This is a genomic window from Ligilactobacillus ceti DSM 22408 (assembly GCF_000423245.1).
Lineage (GTDB): Bacteria > Bacillota > Bacilli > Lactobacillales > Lactobacillaceae > Ligilactobacillus > Ligilactobacillus ceti.
This window is the reverse complement of record NZ_KE383993.1, coordinates 437,419-454,078: the sequence shown is the minus strand read 5'-3', so window position 1 is coordinate 454,078 and position 16,660 is coordinate 437,419. Positions and strand designations below refer to the sequence as shown.

The 16,660-nt window shown below is 34.0% G+C and carries 10 protein-coding genes; all 10 read right to left on the bottom strand.

The genetic code is table 11. The features are described 5' to 3' along the window. Window positions 1-3,911, bottom strand: a 3,911-nt coding sequence (locus G540_RS07290; protein ID WP_155885137.1) for a Cna B-type domain-containing protein, incomplete at its 3' end; no start/stop codon positions are given. A gap of 197 nt (window positions 3,912-4,108) precedes the next feature. Beyond that, complete coding sequence (gene msrA / locus G540_RS0105110) at window positions 4,109-4,612, bottom strand: peptide-methionine (S)-S-oxide reductase MsrA (RefSeq protein ID WP_027107200.1); 504 nt, start codon at window positions 4,610-4,612, stop codon at window positions 4,109-4,111. Between the two features lie 2 nt (window positions 4,613-4,614). Next, the gene (gene msrB / locus G540_RS0105105) at window positions 4,615-5,055 is read right to left on the bottom strand and encodes a peptide-methionine (R)-S-oxide reductase MsrB (RefSeq protein WP_027107199.1); all 441 of its coding nucleotides are present in this window, start codon (window positions 5,053-5,055) and stop codon (window positions 4,615-4,617) included. A gap of 97 nt (window positions 5,056-5,152) precedes the next feature. Next, entirely contained in the window at window positions 5,153-5,767 is a 615-nt protein-coding gene (locus G540_RS0105100) for a superoxide dismutase (protein ID WP_027107198.1), read from the bottom strand. Between the two features lie 130 nt (window positions 5,768-5,897). Continuing rightward, window positions 5,898-10,211, bottom strand: a complete 4,314-nt coding sequence (locus G540_RS0105095) for a Cna B-type domain-containing protein (RefSeq protein WP_027107197.1) — start codon at window positions 10,209-10,211, stop codon at window positions 5,898-5,900. Window positions 10,212-10,609: 398 nt separating this feature from the next. Continuing rightward, window positions 10,610-12,664 carry an LPXTG cell wall anchor domain-containing protein gene (locus G540_RS07105; protein WP_035463619.1) on the bottom strand — a complete coding sequence of 685 codons (2,055 nt, stop codon included), beginning with the start codon at window positions 12,662-12,664 and terminating at the stop codon, window positions 10,610-10,612. 182 nt (window positions 12,665-12,846) lie between these two features. Continuing rightward, window positions 12,847-13,884, bottom strand: coding sequence for a baeRF6 domain-containing protein (locus tag G540_RS0105085; RefSeq protein WP_027107196.1), 1,038 nt, complete (start codon window positions 13,882-13,884; stop codon window positions 12,847-12,849). Between the two features lie 172 nt (window positions 13,885-14,056). Continuing rightward, window positions 14,057-14,968 carry a cysteine synthase A gene (cysK, locus tag G540_RS0105080; protein WP_035463618.1) on the bottom strand — a complete coding sequence of 304 codons (912 nt, stop codon included), beginning with the start codon at window positions 14,966-14,968 and terminating at the stop codon, window positions 14,057-14,059. Between the two features lie 11 nt (window positions 14,969-14,979). Next, entirely contained in the window at window positions 14,980-15,771 is a 792-nt protein-coding gene (locus G540_RS0105075; protein WP_035463617.1) for a homoserine O-acetyltransferase/O-succinyltransferase family protein, read from the bottom strand. 162 nt (window positions 15,772-15,933) lie between these two features. Further along, window positions 15,934-16,560, bottom strand: a complete 627-nt coding sequence (locus tag G540_RS0105070; protein ID WP_027107193.1) for a nitroreductase family protein — start codon at window positions 16,558-16,560, stop codon at window positions 15,934-15,936. Window positions 16,561-16,660: the final 100 nt, after the last annotated feature.

The window sequence follows — 16,660 nt, the reverse complement described above, 5'->3', positions numbered from 1 at the left end:
ACATCATTTTGATCATCCCAGACAACTTTTCCGGCAATCGTTGTTAAAGCCACTTCGTGCTTATTAGTAATAATAAAGTTATTATCTTTTTGTTCGATTGTTGGTTGATAACCATTAACTTGATCTTCTGTGACTGTATATTTAATCTTTTGACCATTTTCATAAACTGGTAATTGAGTAAAATCAACTTGCCATTGATGATTTTCATCTAAGTCAGCCTCTTTTACCGCTTGACCATTCGCTAATAAATGAATATGAATTTTATCTGGTCGTTGCTTGTCACGATTTTGATCATCAGACCATTTTTTCACAACGGAAATTGTTTGACCGACATTAGTATTAGTAATAATCGTATGGTTGCTTGTATTAGTTGAACTTACGGCGTAAGTTTGACCAGCTAAAACAACTTGATTATTTTTAACGCCAACTTCTTGGACGGTATAGTTATAAAGTTTGCCAGCAGGACTATATTGTGAAACATTCCACTTGTAGTCGAGTTGGTTATGATCTAATGTAACTGGTTTTTGATAGGCTTGACCATCACGCATTAATTGGAGTTTGATCACTGGTTTGTCAGCTGGTGCATCAATCCAATTTTTATGCACGCTAACATCAATTTTACGATCAAGTTGATCCAAGAATTCTAAAGTTTGTTTTTCTTTCGCAACAAATTTAAGTTTTTGATCATTAACATAATAACCTTTTGGAGCTTTTGTTTCGGTTAATGTATATGGATATCCCACAACTAAATCAGGTAATTCAACTTCACCTTGATCATTAGTTTTTAGATGTTCTTTAATAACTTTCTTTTCTTTATCAGAATATAAACTAAATTCCGCTCCGGACAACGGTTGTTTTGTTTGACGATCTTTCTTGATCAATTTAATGTTTGTTCTCCGGTAAGATAAGATTGTTTTAACTGCTAAACTTTCAATAAAACTGTCAACTGCTAAATTAGGATCTTGTGAAATTGCGAATGTATTAAAGGATGTTGCTTTATCAGGAATATTTTCATCGCTTGGCATCTGAGCATGAACGACAATCCCTTCGACCTGATCTTTATAAATCTTCTTACCTGGCTTCATCACCCATTTAATCATTGTAACTTTGGAAAGATCTTTTGGTAAAGTACTTGACCAAGTTGCATTTAAGTTCTTGGTTAAATCTTTCACTGGTTTATCAGTTGAATAAAAAATGTTAAAGAAATTCGATTTTTCTACACTAAGTAACTGTGTACTAAATTTAGAATTACGTGGTTCATAGACACCTTTTTCATTTGGTGTAATGTTCCAGTCACCTTTATATGGCAAGATATCAATCGCTGTTAAATGTTCCACGGGATCATTTTTATCATTACGTACCGCTAGTTGATAATCGACTTTATCATTAAAAGTAGCCGCTTTCCCAGTTGAAAGTCCGTAATGTTGATCACTATCAGCATGTAATTTAACTGTTTTATATGCTTTCAAATATAACGGTGGATAGACTTGGAATGAAGTATCTTCTAAATCAGTATATTTTTCTGGAAGCTCACTATGGTTATATTTTGTCGTAATTGGAAAATCATTCCATTTGAGATTTGTTAAAGTATCTGGTTCTTCAATCCCTTTAATAAATCCCTTGTTATAACCAAGTTTATTATTATCTAAAGCCATAGCTGCTTCGATTTTGTATTTACCAACTTTAATCTCAGGTGTCATTTTGAAATCAGTATTAAAATTCACAGAACTATAAACACGTGTCCCAACCCATGGTGAACGCATTTTTTTCGTAACTTTCGCAATAACTAAATTCTTCCCTGGTTTATATCCATAAATCGTATCTAAAATTTTCACATCAGCTTGCTTGTCGGCTGGATAAATTGCATTAGGTACTAAATAGTAAACAATCCGATTTTCTGGCACAACTGCTGGTGAGATTTGAAGATTGGGACCACCAATACCATAATAGTAATTATTTTTAACTCGGATAATATCTTTTAAATCATGATATGTGTCTTTATCTAATATTCTGCCATCTTTATCAGGGTTAGTAGAAATAGTTTTAATTGTCGCATCACCTAAAATCCTACTATTTACAGTACCAAAAACATCACTCCCACGTGAACTTTTGGCGTTATTAAAGGTAATATCTTTCAGATGTTTTTGTGTTTTTGCATTTTTAACATCTACAAAACCTTGAATTTGCGCATAAAGATCTTTGGAATTGTAGACATACTTACCATAACGTTTTAAGGATGGAACATCGGGATCCAAAATCATTTCACTATTAATTGTTTGCGCAATCGTATCCATTTCCTTAGTAGTTTTAAATCTTAAACCACCATTTGGATATTCAAACAGAATTTTATCATATTGTTTATGTTTTAAATTAACTGTTAGATATCCATTGGCATTATATGATTTTTTAAAACTTGGTTCATAAACTGTTTTGATCTTATCAGTTAGGAGTTCTTTGTGACCGTTTTTCACCCCATAAACTTTCGTACCTTTTAAGCGTTGTGTTAAATCTTTTTGTTGGGCAGGTGTTAGATTACCTAACAATAACATCCGCACTTGTTTAATTCGTCTAAACTTCGGCACGGGGATACTACTATTTTTTACAACAAATTCATAATTTTCATCTGACTTAGTATTGTTAAGTTTATACGTTGAAATATTTCGAATCGTATATTTGACTAAATCATTCTTTTTAATAACTTCTGCTGGCTCTCCTGGAATCAAATACTGTGTTGCATGTGGGTGCCAATAGTAATGATCTTTCACAGGATATGGTTTATATTGACTATCAATTCCTCTTACAGAAATCCCTGGTGTAATTAATGCCGTGAATTCCCAAGTATTCATGGAAATATACAAATGTTTTTCATTATACCAAGTTAATGGTTTTAAATCTAAACCAAGTTGGCCATTTGGATTTAAAGCATACATTGTAAAATCAACTCTCACATCGAGGGTCTTTTTATCACTTGTGTATTTAGCCATATCAATACCACTAAAATCAAGTGGAATCTTTGGTATTGGAGATTGTAATTTATTAGCTGGAATATCTACATAATATTGTTTTTTCTGATTATCAAACTTCCACCCACTTTGAGCAGCAACTTTCATCCCAGCTGGAATTTTCGCATAAACCCGCCGCATCCGGGGATCGTTTTTAGGTCCTTGATATCCAGTAACTGATGGTGTTCCTCCTGGTCCGAAAAGATATTTCGTTCCGGGCTTAAGATGATAATCTTTTTTGAAACCATCTACAACATCTTTACTAACGTTTGGCGTTTCACGTTCATTATAAAAGCCATACATTCTACTTTTACCAGTTAACACAAATGCATCATTACTATTTAACAATTGATGTTTATTATTATAAAGTGCAATTTTAACTTTACGTTTTGCTTGGTTAACTGTTCCGAGATTAGTTTTCATACTATAAGATTTTAATCGAACTTGGATCGGTAAATCAGCTGTTTCCCCACCATACATCTTATCTAAAGTCGTAATAATTTTATAATCGGGACTGTTTGGATCATCAATCACTTGAACATCTTTAATTAAACGATCGTTTTTAACCCGAAAATCATCTGCATTTGGTCTATCAAAATATTGCTTCGCTAACCGGTTAACGATATAGCCACCTTCATGAAGCAGTGCTTGTGCACCCGATATTTTAATATGATTATACAAAGTTGCGGCTTCCCCACCATAATATGGATGATTGAAAGCTGCATTTGCCCAACGGACATTTGTCTCGACAATCATTCCTTTTTGCGCTGCTGGTGCGGGCTGAGTTACTTGCGGTGTAACTTTCGCCTCTTTGATCTGATTAGCCTGGATTACGCTACTAACTGGTGTCACCGCAAATGACGCCAACATACTTGCTAACATTACCCAGGTTTTAGTTTTTTTGAACATTTATAACCTCACCCCTAAATATAATCCCTTCATAGTTTTATTTTTGTATATTTTTTATATTGATTTATTTTAAAATATAAAAACGTTTACAAAATCTCTTATTATAAACTCTATCATTGATTCACTCCAGTGCCAAACTATCTGCTCAGACCGCTCGAATAAAAAAACACCCCACATTTTGTGAGGTGTTTTGTCGGTTATTTCCAATGTTCTTGAATAAATTTTTCGCGTCCTAATTCTGCTAAATAAGCTCGCAAAGGATTCTTTTGATAAAAATATTGATGATATTCTTCAGCAGGATAAAATGGTTGTGCATCTTCAATCGAAGTGACAATCTTCTGATCAAAGCGCCCGCTAGCAGCTAAGGCTTGTTTCGATTCTTCTGCCATTTGCCGTTGTTGAGGACTATTCACAAATATAACGGGGCGATAAGAATCTCCCCGATCTTGAGCATCAGTTGGATCTGTTTGTTGCCAATAGATTTGTAATAATTCAGGATAAGAAATAATTTCCGGATCAAACGTAATTTCAACTGCTTCTGTATGACCCGTCAGATGACTACAAACTTCTTCATAAGTCGGATTCTCTGTTGTTCCGCCTGTATAACCAGATATGACACTCTCCACTCCCGGATGTTGATCAAATGGTTGTACCATACACCAAAAACAACCACCAGCAAAAATTGCTTTTTCTAAAGCCATCTTTATCCCTCCTTAAAAAGTTTGCGATACTCGGCATACCCTGCTTCTTCTAATTGATCATAAGGTATAAATTTCAACGCTGCTGAGTTAATACAATAACGGAGTCCACCTTGATCACTTGGTCCATCATTAAAAACATGACCTAAATGTGATTGTGCTTGCCGGCTCTTCACTTCAACGCGATGCATTCCATAAGAGGTATCTTCATGATTAGTCACCATGCGATTTTCAATAGGTCGTGTAAATGAAGGCCAACCACACCCCGCATTATATTTATCTTGTGATGAAAATAAAGGTTCACCACTGACAATATCGACATAAATCCCTTTATCAAAAAAATTATCATATTCGCCAGTAAAGGCATGTTCGGTCTGCGCATTTTGCGTAACTTGATAAGCTAATGATCCAATCCGTTGTTCTAATTCTGATTGCTTTTCTTGCATAAAACATCTTCCTTTCAAAAACAAACATACATTCTAAAATTAATGGCAATTAAAGAATGTATGCTTGTCAAAAGTTTATTAAAGGTGGTTCACAAAATTATTTAATCGCTGCGGCATATAATTCGCCCACATAATACCAATTAATTACTGACCAAAAAGCTTTAATATAATCTGGGCGCACGTTGCTATATTTTTTATAGTAAGCATGTTCCCAAACATCTAAGCCTAAAATTGGTGTTTTACCAATCATAATTGGCGAATCTTGGTTTGGTGTGGACATAATTTCCAATTCGCGATTTTCGTTAACAACTAACCAAGCCCAACCTGAACCAAAACGTGTACTTGCAGCTTTCGTGAATTGAACTTTGAATTCATCAAATGAACCAAACTTAGCTTCAATTGCTTGCAATAATTCAACAGTTGGTTCTGTTGGTGCATCTGGTGTCATCACTTTCCAGAATAAAGAGTGATTAGCATGGCCACCACCATTATTTCTGACAGCTGTCCGCACATTTTCAGGAACTAAATCTAAATTAGCTAAGAGCTCTTCAATTGATTTATCAGCTAATTCTGGTGAATCAACTAAAGCTGCATTCAAATTATTAACGTAAGCAGCATGATGTTTATCATGATGTAAATGCATTGTTAATTCATCGATTGCAGGTTCTAAAGCATCATAAGCATAAGGTAATTCTGGTAATTGGTATGTCATGTTAATCACTCCTAAATATAATTAAGTTGTTCACAATGTATATTAACATGTTTCAGGAAGACTTACAATAAGTAAGCTTGTTTTTTCATAAAAAAACACCCCACAAAATGTGAGGTGTTTTAGTTCGATTCTAGTTAGTTAATTTACGCTTTAACAACATAAATCCACCAGCTGTAATTAAGAAAATCCAACCGATAAATGACATTAAATCATTGGCGTTCATCCCGGTTTTTGGTAAAACAGGTTTCACTGGTTTAGTTGGTTCTTTTGGTGTTGGAACTGGTTTTGCTGGACGACGATGACGGTTCACAATTGTATATGTGTTTTGATCAATTTTTGTTGTGTAATCTTTGATTACGTTTTGACCGATTGTATAGACAATTGGTTTTCCGTTTTCGTTCATTGGTAAATCTTTGAAAGTAAATTTCCAATCAGCTGTCACAGGAATCGTTGTTACTTCTTTTCCATTGGCGTATAACGTTACGTTAACGGCTGTTGGTCGGATATGATCGACATCATTTTGATCATCCCAGACAACTTTTCCGGCAATCGTTGTTAAAGCCACTTCGTGCTTATTAGTAATAATAAAGTTATTATCTTTTTGTTCAATTGTTGCTTGATAACCATGAACTTGATCTTCTGTAACTGTATATTTAATCTTTTGACCATTTTCATAAACTGGTAATTGAGTAAAATCAACTTGCCATTGATGATTTTCATCTAAGTCAGCCTCTTTTACTGCTTGACCATTCGCTAATAAATGAATATGAATTTTATCTGGTCGTTGCTTGTCACGGTTTTGATCATCAGCCCATTTTTTAACAACGGAAATTGTTTGACCGACATTAGTATTAGTAATAATCGTATGGTTGCTTGTCTTAGTTGTACTTACGGCGTAAGTTTGACCAGCTAAAACAACTTGATTATTTTTACCGCCCACTTCTTGGACAGTATAGTTATAAAGTTTACCAGCAGGACTATATTGTGAGACGTTCCACTTATAGTCGAGTTGGTTATGATCTAATGTAACTGGTTTTTGGAAGGCTTGACCATCACGCATTAATTGGAGTTTGATCGCTGGTTTGTCAGCTGGTGCATCAATCCAATTTTTATGCACGCTAATATCAATTTTACGATCAAATTGATCTAAGAATTCTAAAGTTTGTTTTTCTTTCGCAACAAATTTCAATTTTTGATCATTAATATAGTAACCTTTGGGAGCTTTCGTTTCAGTTAAAGTATATGGAAAACCAACGACTAAATCCGGTAATTCAACTTCACCTTGATCATTAGTTTTTAGATGTTCTTTAATAACTTTCTTTTCTTTATCAGAATATAAACTAAATTCCGCTCCAGCAAGTGGTTGTTTTGTTTTACGATCTTTCTTGATTAATTTAACGTTCGTTCTTCGATAGCTCAGCACCGTTTCAGATTCTAAACTTTCAATAAAACCATCAGCATCCAATGTACTTGCATCTGTAAACGCAAAACTATTATAAGCTTTTGCTTGGTCAGCCAAACGATTATCGCTTGGCATTTTAGCATGTAATGTGATGACAGCTTCTTCATTTTCTTTCAATTCTTGCCCTTGTTTTAAAACAAATTTAATCATGGTAACTTGAGCTGGATCTTTTGGTAAGGTCTTCATCCAAGTAGCTTTTAAATTATTGTTTAGCTCTTTAACTGGTTTATCAGTAGAGTAATAAATATCGAATTTATCCGACTTGTCGACACCAATTAATGGTGTTTTAAATTGAGAATTCCGTTTCGTATATTCACCTTTTTTATTAGGCGTAATATTGTAATCACCTTTATAAGGTAAGATATCAATCGCTGTTAAACGTTCAATTGAATTATTTTCTTGATCATTACGTAAAGCAATTCGATAATCAATCTCATCATTAAAAGTCACAGACTTCCCAGTAGACAAACCATAATGTTGGTCAATCTCCCCGTGAGCTTTGACATGTTTATAAGCAATCAATAGTCCCGGTGGATGATACTTGAATTCAGTGGATCCCAAATCAGTATATTCTCCCGGAATCTCACTATGATTATATTTTGTCGTAATCGGGATACCATTCCATTTTAAATCAGGTAAATAATTCTCTTCTTTAATTCCGACATTTTTACCATTTTTAAAACCGGGTTTATTGTTATCAATCGCGAGGGCTACTTTCACATCATATTTACCAATGCGCATGGATGGTGAAATGCGTAAATGTAATTTAATTTCTTCAATTGTTCCCCATGGTTCGATAATCGTTTTGGGATCGATTTTATGGTTTAGTACTTGAGCGACAATTAAATTTTGTGTTTTCGTATAACCATAATATGTGGCCTTAATTTTCAAATCCGGTTGTTGTTTGGCAGGAAATGTATCTTTAGGCACCAAATAATAAATTGTTTCATTCTGAGGAGTCACTGGATTATTAATCTTTAAATTATTTAACCCGGTTAACTGATGCTGGAATTCACTTTTAATAATGATTGTTTCATCCCAAGTATTAAAGATAGGAACTTTTTCATGTTTATTTTTATCAGTCCGTTGGATATCCGTATCCGGTTTTTTCTCATAACGATTTTTCAACGTAGTAAAATAATTATAATTAAAATCCACTTTATCGAAACCATATGAATTACCATGAATAATATGCAAATTTTGACCGTTGGAATCAACCGCTGTTAATTCCGCTGCTCCTTGTGCATTATTATTACCACCAGATGATTTTAATAATGAGTTTATCTGAGCTGGATTAAACCCTAAAATCACATCGTCATACATATTAGTAATCATCTTTTTAATGACTGCTTTCGTTTTAAAAGTTAGACCACCATTTGGGTAAACAAATTCGATCTTATTATAGTATTTATTATCCGGGTTCACAGCGCGATATTTCTCTTTATTAAATGATGATTTATAATCTGATCCAAAATAAATCGGCACATTGTCTGTTAATAATGTTTTATGACCAGGATAACTATAGCCATATACTTTAGTCCCTTTTAAAGCTTTAGTTAAATCAGCTTTCTCTTGTGCTGTTAAATCACCAAGATACATTAAACGAACTTTTTTAATCGTTCTAATCATAGGAATATTTATACTACCCGAAACAATTTTCACCGTAGCATCTTTTTGCATTCCACCCGTAACTTCGTCATATTTATACTCTAAAACATTTTGATTTGTATAACGAATTAAATAATTCTTTAAAACATCCGCTACCGCTAAACCTTTTGTTAAATAGGTATTTCCATAAAGACTTTTATGATATTCCTTCATTAAAGGTTGATAGTCTTGATTAATCGCTTTGATCCAATTTTGTGGTTGGAATCTGAATTTCCCGCCCCATTTTGTGATATCAATAAATATTTTTGTATCATTAAAATAGCGAACAGGTTCTAGATCAGTCGCAATGGAACCATCTGGATTTAAAGCTCTCAGCGTGAAATGAATCTTAAACTCCTTCACTTTATTAATTGAAGTATAAGGAGCCATATCAAAGCCGCTGACATCGATTGGCACAGTTGCTGTTTTCATATTATATTCATTGACCGGAATATCTTTATAATATTGCTTGAGTTTGGCATCATATTTCCAGGCCGTATTTTTAGTATCAACTTTGAATTCTTGAGGAATTTTCGCATATAACCGTCTCATTCTCGGATCAGAATTAGACAAATATAATAAATTTAAATCTGAAATATAACCACTCTTATTCAAAATTGTATTTGGTTTAAATTTATAATTATGCGCCTCACCATCGATTACATAATGACTTAATTCATGCACATTAGCGTAATTATTAGACAAACCATGAATGACCGCTTGACCAATAATTGTAAAATCAGAACTACTTACAATTTGACCAGTTTGTGTCATAAAATCAATTTTCACAGTGTTTTTAGATAAATTTTGTGTCCCTTGATTCGTTTGTTTATCGTAAGCTTTCAAACGGATTTTAATCGGAATCGCCGCTTTTTCGCCGCCTAACATTTTATTTAAAGTAATTACGATTTTATAATTAGTATCATTTGGATCATCAATCACTTTAATATCTTTAATTTTTTTATTAGTAATCTTTTTAAAATCAGTTGCCACTGGTTTTTCAAATTGTGCTTTGGGCAAAGTGTTTACAACCATACTCCCGGATTGCATCACATTTTGTGTTCCGGAAACTTGAATATGATTATAAAGTGAAATAACACTTCCTCCACTATAAGGATGATTATCACTTGCTTGTGGCCAACTAATTTTTGCATCCCATTTAGCATTATTGACATTTGCTTGCGGAGACGGTACTGGTTCCGACTGCATAGCTTGTGGGTTAACCACCTTTTCTTGCGTTACATTATTAGCCTGAATAACACTCGTTACGGGCGTCACGGCAAATGACGCTAACATACTCGCTAACATTAACCAGGTTTTAGCTTTTTTGAACATTTATAACCTCACCTCTAATATAATCCCTTCGTAAATTTTTATCTTATGTATATCTTTTAAACGTTTAATAATATATTTAAAATTATAAAAGCGCTTTCAAAAGTCTGTAAATATAACTTATCACAAATTTTTTAGATTTCCAACTTATATTTTATCTGTAAACTACAAAAACACCTCAATTATTTAAAGGGAGTTAAACAATTGAGATGTAATTGATTAAAAGATAAATGAATATATGTTAGGAATACAACCATATTGTAGAACTTATTAAAAAATAACGCTAGTAATATGCTTGTTAATTCTACTATTAAACATAAATTTTTAGAATGTTTTTAAATTAATATTTTACATCAACTAAAAAAGCGACTAAGACTTTCATCTTAATCGCTTCAAAATTTCTATTTTACTTTACGTTTTAAGCCATTAATTGCAGCACCAATGCCAGCTGTTGCTAATGCCATTAAACCTAAGAAAGCAGCATGATTACTTGTTTCCCCTGTTGTTGGCAATGTTTTTTCTGGTTTTGGTTGTTCTGGTTTAGGCGTTGGTTTAGGTGTTGGCTTTGGATCAGGTTTTGGAGCTGGTTTAATTTCTTTTTTGAAGTGTGCTGTAAAATGCCCTTCATGCCAGTTACCATTTTGATCAGCTTTAATTGTAAGTGTTGCATCTTCACTAACAACATTTCCTTGTTCATCTGTCCAGTTAACGAATTTAAAGCCTGGTTCAGCTTTTGCAACTGAAACAACAGCATCTTTATCCGCAATTGTCACCACTTTACCTGGATTATTAACTGTCCCTTGTTTTTTATCAGCGCTGACGAAAGTAATTTCGACTGGTGTAAACAAGTTAAGTTGATCTTGACTCTTCCAACCAAAGTTAAATGGAACGACACCTAAAACAGGTGCTTGCACTAAGGTTGCATCAGCTTGTAATTGTCCTTGGAAAGTACCTGTAACTTGATATGTTTTGGTTACTTTACCATTTTGAGCATTATTATTTGTATCAAATAATGTTACTGCTGGATAAGCATAGCCATTAACTTGACCTGCTGGAACATTAATCTTCCAATCAAGTACTAATTCATCATTCATACCATTTACAGCGGCACTTAAATCAGCTAAAGTCTTAATTTTAGCATCATCTTTTAATTGCATAACCACTTTTAAAATCCGTGTGACAGGATCATAATTGTAGCTCGTAATTTTATAGAAACCATTGGAGCCTTTTAACACTGGTTGGCTAGCCACGAAATCTACGCCAGCTGGTAATTTGAATTCTGCGGTAAAATCACTTTTGACATTTTTCAAAGCAATTTCTTTATCAGAAAATGATGTAAATGTTTTGATTTGAGCTAATTGTTCTTTAACTTTTTTAACATTTAAAATAGCTCTGACAGTGAGATCGTTATGGTCTTTAATAATATAACCATCTTTACCATCAATTGTTACTTGCGGATGATCGGCAATAATCCCTTGACCTGGAAGATCAACATTACCTAAATCAAATTTATTTGGCCATTTAACTTCTTTGGATGTTGTTGTAGCTGGTCCACCCAGAATTGGCGCAAAACTCTTATCAGTATAGAATTCTTGCAACCCAAATCCAAACATAGCACCAAATCCACTTGGATAAAAGGCAAAATCACCTTGAGATTCAATACTTTGTTTTAAAGCTGCTGGATCAGTAATTTCATAGGCGAAATCAGTATCAATCGCATGAGCTGCGGGATCTTTGATATCATTTTCATAACCATCATAAATTTGTAGCCAGTTAACATCAATTAAAGGAATTCTAAAGTTAATCTTTTGTCCATCTTGTTTCCAAGTAATTCCCCCACCATTAATAAAGGAACAGTTATTATTAATGATCATGGAGCCTGGTGTTAAAGTAACACCTTTTGGTAATGTAATGGTGTAACGTACATAAGCAATTTTATTTTTACCGTCACGTCCATGAGGATATGCACCTGTTTTAGCTAGTTTTTTCATTTGTTCAGAAAAACCTTGCATCGCTTTTGCTAATTGAAGCTGCATCTTCCATGTTCCGGTTTTACCATTTGGAGCTAAAGTTGTTTTAATATATGGTGATACCATAATACTTGCTTGATCAGCTGCATAAGCTGTAAATTGTGTTTTTGGTTGTGCTTCCTGATTTTTAACAACTGGTTGCACTTTCTTTGGTGTAACTTTCACAGCAGGTACTTTCGCTACAGGAGCTGCCACTGCTGGTTTTGGTGCGGGTGTTGCTGGTATTTCTTGTGCTTGTTTTTGCGGACTACTTTTTAATGTTACCTTGTTAGTTTGTTTTGGCACTTGTAAAACTTTTGGTTTTTGTTCATTGTCAGTTGGTTGATCATTTGTTTGGTCGGCATGAATCACACCGTTACTTCCACCAACTAAAAGCGCGCTGGCAACAACTGTTGTAGTAAGCAATTTCTTTGTGTTTTTAGACATAAATCATCACTCCTATTAAAATAAAATCCCAAATCTAAGTACTTGAACTACAATTAAATTTTAGCAAGTTTTTTAATTTTTTTCCAATAATAACCTAGAATTTTTAGTAAAAATTTTTAAGGCTATCAAAAAACACCTCCCGAATTACTCAGGAGGTGCTTTTTTTGGGTTATGATTAGTTTTTAATAACGTAAAATCGCTACGACATTGGCACAATTTTTTGCTGGTACTGGATAAACATCGATTCCTTTAACTAACACTTCTGCATAACTTTGGTCTTTAGCCACAATATCAGCTAATTTCCATTGGTCATGTTGTTTTGGATAGATAAGAGCTTCGACCCGACCTTCAGCAATTAAACCGGCGAATTGATCATCAACTGGAGCCACTTTCTTTTCAGAGCGAGCACGATCCAATTTTTCAGCAATTTCAAAAATATATTTTTCTTTAAATTGAGCTAAAACATCTTGTTGAATTAATGTTAAATCATCAATATTTTTATCAATCACAACATCTTTCACAAGTTCTTTTTCGCTATGTTTACATACTTTATGGAACAAGCTAATATTCTTAGCTACACCTTTTAAAACGATTGGCATATCACGGAAATTTTCACCAAGATACAAATCAACTACTCGATAGTAATCAGTTTGATCAATTTTCCGTTCTTGTTCTAACATATTATGATCATGGAAGATATCTTTACCTGTTTGAGCAACGTGATCATTAAGTTGCCCACCGTTAACTTCTTCACCAATTCCTTCGTTCATCCGAAGTGGCGCATGATTTGGTAAGTCAGTTATTGGTTCTAAACGGCCACCCTTATATTTCAAAAATTCAATGTTATCAGTATTTAAACCTAAGACAATGAATTCATTAGGACGTGCCACCATTTCCATTAGAGGTAAAATAATTGGAGCTGGACCTACATGCACAAAATTTTCAACCGCAACATCAATCGTTGCAATTAAAAATTGTTCCGCATTTGCTATAATTACGAAACTTGTATTGAACTTAGTTTCTAAATCATATTCTGCTAAATGTTCACGTAAATTGTGATAAATTGCTTCATGATCTGTTTTAAGTGCTTTAACTAAACTTTTCAATTCGCTATGGTTATAGCTAATATTTGGTTCAGTTGTGAAATAAATTGTTGCTACTGGCATTGTATTGTCAGAACTAAAATCTTTAATAATATTAATTACATCTTGTTTTTTCATATTAAAACGCCTCCTACAGCGAAAAATAATTATAGTCCCTTAACAATTTTAAAATAGCACAATCTTCTTGAAAATTCTAAAAAAATGCACTCTATTTGCGGCTTTTAAAAAAATTTTAAAAACAACAAACAAAGTGCATTCTTTCTTGCTTTTTTAATGCAAGGTTAATTAATTAATTAATAACAGTTAAATAACGATCAATTCCATCAGGAGCGACTGTTAAGACTTTGTGATCAGGACCAAGTTTTTTAGCTACTTCAATCGCAGCGAAAACATTAGCCGCCGCCGAAATACCGGGTAAGAAACCTTCTTCTTTCCCAATTTCAGCCATCATCGTTAAAGCTTGTTCATCAGTCACTAAGACAACATCATCATAAAGAGTTGTATCCAAGATTTCTGGTACAAAACCAGCACCAATTCCTTGAATAGCGTGTTTGCCCCCTTGACCAGTTGTTAAAACAGGTGAGCCAGCTGGTTCAACGGCATAAACTTGTGTTTCAGGTTTAACTTCTTTGAGGGCACTACCGACACCTGTTAAAGTTCCCCCGGTCCCCACACCAGCTACAAAAGCATCCGGTAATTGTTTAATCCCAAAATCAGCGATAATTTCTGGTGCAGTTGTTTTAATATGTGCTGCTGGGTTCGCTTTATTTTCAAATTGCATTGGCATAAAGTAATCGTCAGCTTGAGCTAATTGTGTAGCTTTTTCAATCGCACCTAAAGTTCCTTTAGCACCCGGTGTTAAAATCAATTTTGCGCCATAAGCTTTCATTAATTTTTGACGTTCAACACTCATTGTTTCTGGCATTACAATCACGACAGGATAACCTTTGCTGGCACCTACCATAGCTAAACCAATTCCTGTATTTCCAGAAGTGGGTTCCACAATCGTCATTCCCGGTTTTAAAAGACCTTCTTTTTCCGCCGTTTCAATCATTTCCAAAGCAATCCGATCTTTCACTGAACCACCTGGATTGAAGAATTCTAATTTTACATAAACATCAGCTGCATCTGCAGGCACAATATTTTGTAATTTGACAATTGGTGTTTTTCCGATTAAATCACGTATTGAATTATAAATCATTGCATTCTCTCCTATTCATAGCACAATTCTTTTTCAGCAACTTGATGAGCCACTTTTTCTAACCAATTCCGATAAAAGATGCGACTCGTTTCTTCCCAACTCGTTTGCACATTTTCTGGTTGCGCAATATCGCGATTAGGAAAAGCTGCTTTTTCTCGTTGATATTCAGCTTCTAAAGCACCCGCTTGATATTCTAAATGAGCTAATAAGAATGTTTGTTGTTCTAAAGCTTCAAATGAAAAAACATGTCCATTTTGCGAAATACCAGTTAAAGTTAAATCTGGTTCTTCCATAATTTGTGCCACGTTTAAATCAGCGTAGCGTGCGTGTGGTGCTTTAAAGCCAAATGACAAACCTTCTGTTAGAGCTGTTGATTGTAAAATTTTATTTTGATAAACACCAAAGACTTTTTGTGGTAACCGATCTTTTTCAATATTATAGAAATAATTAGCGGCCGCCATTGCTCCCCAACAAACATAAAGCTGTTCAATATGACGCGCGCTTAAAAAGTCGAATAACTCCACTAATTCATCCCAATAAGTGATTTCGGTAAAATCTTTTTGTTCTAATGGCGCACCAGTTACAATAAAACCATCCATTTCGGCAACAAGATCTAAATCTAATGGTTGCGCAATCGCTTGGACTGCAGCAGGCACAGGTCGATTAGCATAATGCATCGTTGGATAAAAATAAGTGACTTCAACATTTTGACAGGCTTCTTGCAACCTTTTCGTAAAATGTTCTTGTGTTGCTTCTTTGTCATGCATTAAGTTTAAAACTCCGATTCGTAAAGTTTTATGCACTAATATCACCCCTTTTAAATTTACTTACTTTTTGTTTTGAGATTATAGTATAACTAATCGCTTATCAAAAAGCTAGTTTATTTTTTATGTTTTTAACAATTAAATTGTTCACAATGTATAATAACATCCTTTTGATAAACTTACAAGAAGTAAGTATTAAAATTATTTAAAAGTTGTAACTTCGTCAGCTGCGAGTCGAATAGTTTGGAATGGTTGATAATCACCTTGTTTACCAATAGCCATAATCAAGACGGGGACATATCTTTTTTCATCTAAATCTAAAACACGCGCAATCTTTTCGGCATCAAAACCACCAATCGGATTCGTTTCATAACCATGAGCCCGGGCCACTAACATAAATTGCATGGCAGCTAAACTGGAATCGACTTTGACGATATCATTCATTTTGGCAAAAGATTCATTTTGATAACTTGGCATAAACATTCCCATTAGTTGTTCCTTGATATCTGCTGGCATATAACCGGCTTGCACCGCCCGTCCATAGATTGTTTCAGCTTCGCGATAACATTCTAAATCACCAAACAAAACTACCATCGCGGCCGAAGTTTCGTTTTGATTTAAGTTAAATTTAACTACGGGACGTAATTTTTCTTTGCCTGCTGGTGTATCCACCACAACAAAACGCCATGGTTGTAAATTAACGGATGATGGTGCGGTAACAGCTTCATCAATCATCGCTAACATTTCAGCACGTGGGATTTTCACCGTTGGATCAAATGACTTGATTGAACTTCTGTTTTGCATAATATCTTTAAAATTATTATTCATTAGATTAACCCTCTTATCTCAATTGATTTTTACGAGAAGGTATCTTAGCACATTTTTACATTGCTTACAATTAATAAGTGTAAAAACGGCAATAAAAAAG

What these genes read in the sequence shown, in the direction of transcription:
- msrA (WP_027107200.1), bottom strand. Translation starts at nt 4,612, where the DNA reads ATGGCTTTAGAAAAAGCAATTTTTGCTGGTGGTTGTTTTTGGTGTATG.
- msrB (WP_027107199.1), bottom strand. Translation starts at nt 5,055, where the DNA reads ATGCAAGAAAAGCAATCAGAATTAGAACAACGGATTGGATCATTAGCT.
- G540_RS0105100 (WP_027107198.1), bottom strand. Translation starts at nt 5,767, where the DNA reads ATGACATACCAATTACCAGAATTACCTTATGCTTATGATGCTTTAGAA.
- G540_RS0105095 (WP_027107197.1), bottom strand. Translation starts at nt 10,211, where the DNA reads ATGTTCAAAAAAGCTAAAACCTGGTTAATGTTAGCGAGTATGTTAGCG.
- G540_RS07105 (WP_035463619.1), bottom strand. Translation starts at nt 12,664, where the DNA reads ATGTCTAAAAACACAAAGAAATTGCTTACTACAACAGTTGTTGCCAGC.
- G540_RS0105085 (WP_027107196.1), bottom strand. Translation starts at nt 13,884, where the DNA reads ATGAAAAAACAAGATGTAATTAATATTATTAAAGATTTTAGTTCTGAC.
- cysK (WP_035463618.1), bottom strand. Translation starts at nt 14,968, where the DNA reads ATGATTTATAATTCAATACGTGATTTAATCGGAAAAACACCAATTGTC.
- G540_RS0105070 (WP_027107193.1), bottom strand. Translation starts at nt 16,560, where the DNA reads ATGAATAATAATTTTAAAGATATTATGCAAAACAGAAGTTCAATCAAG.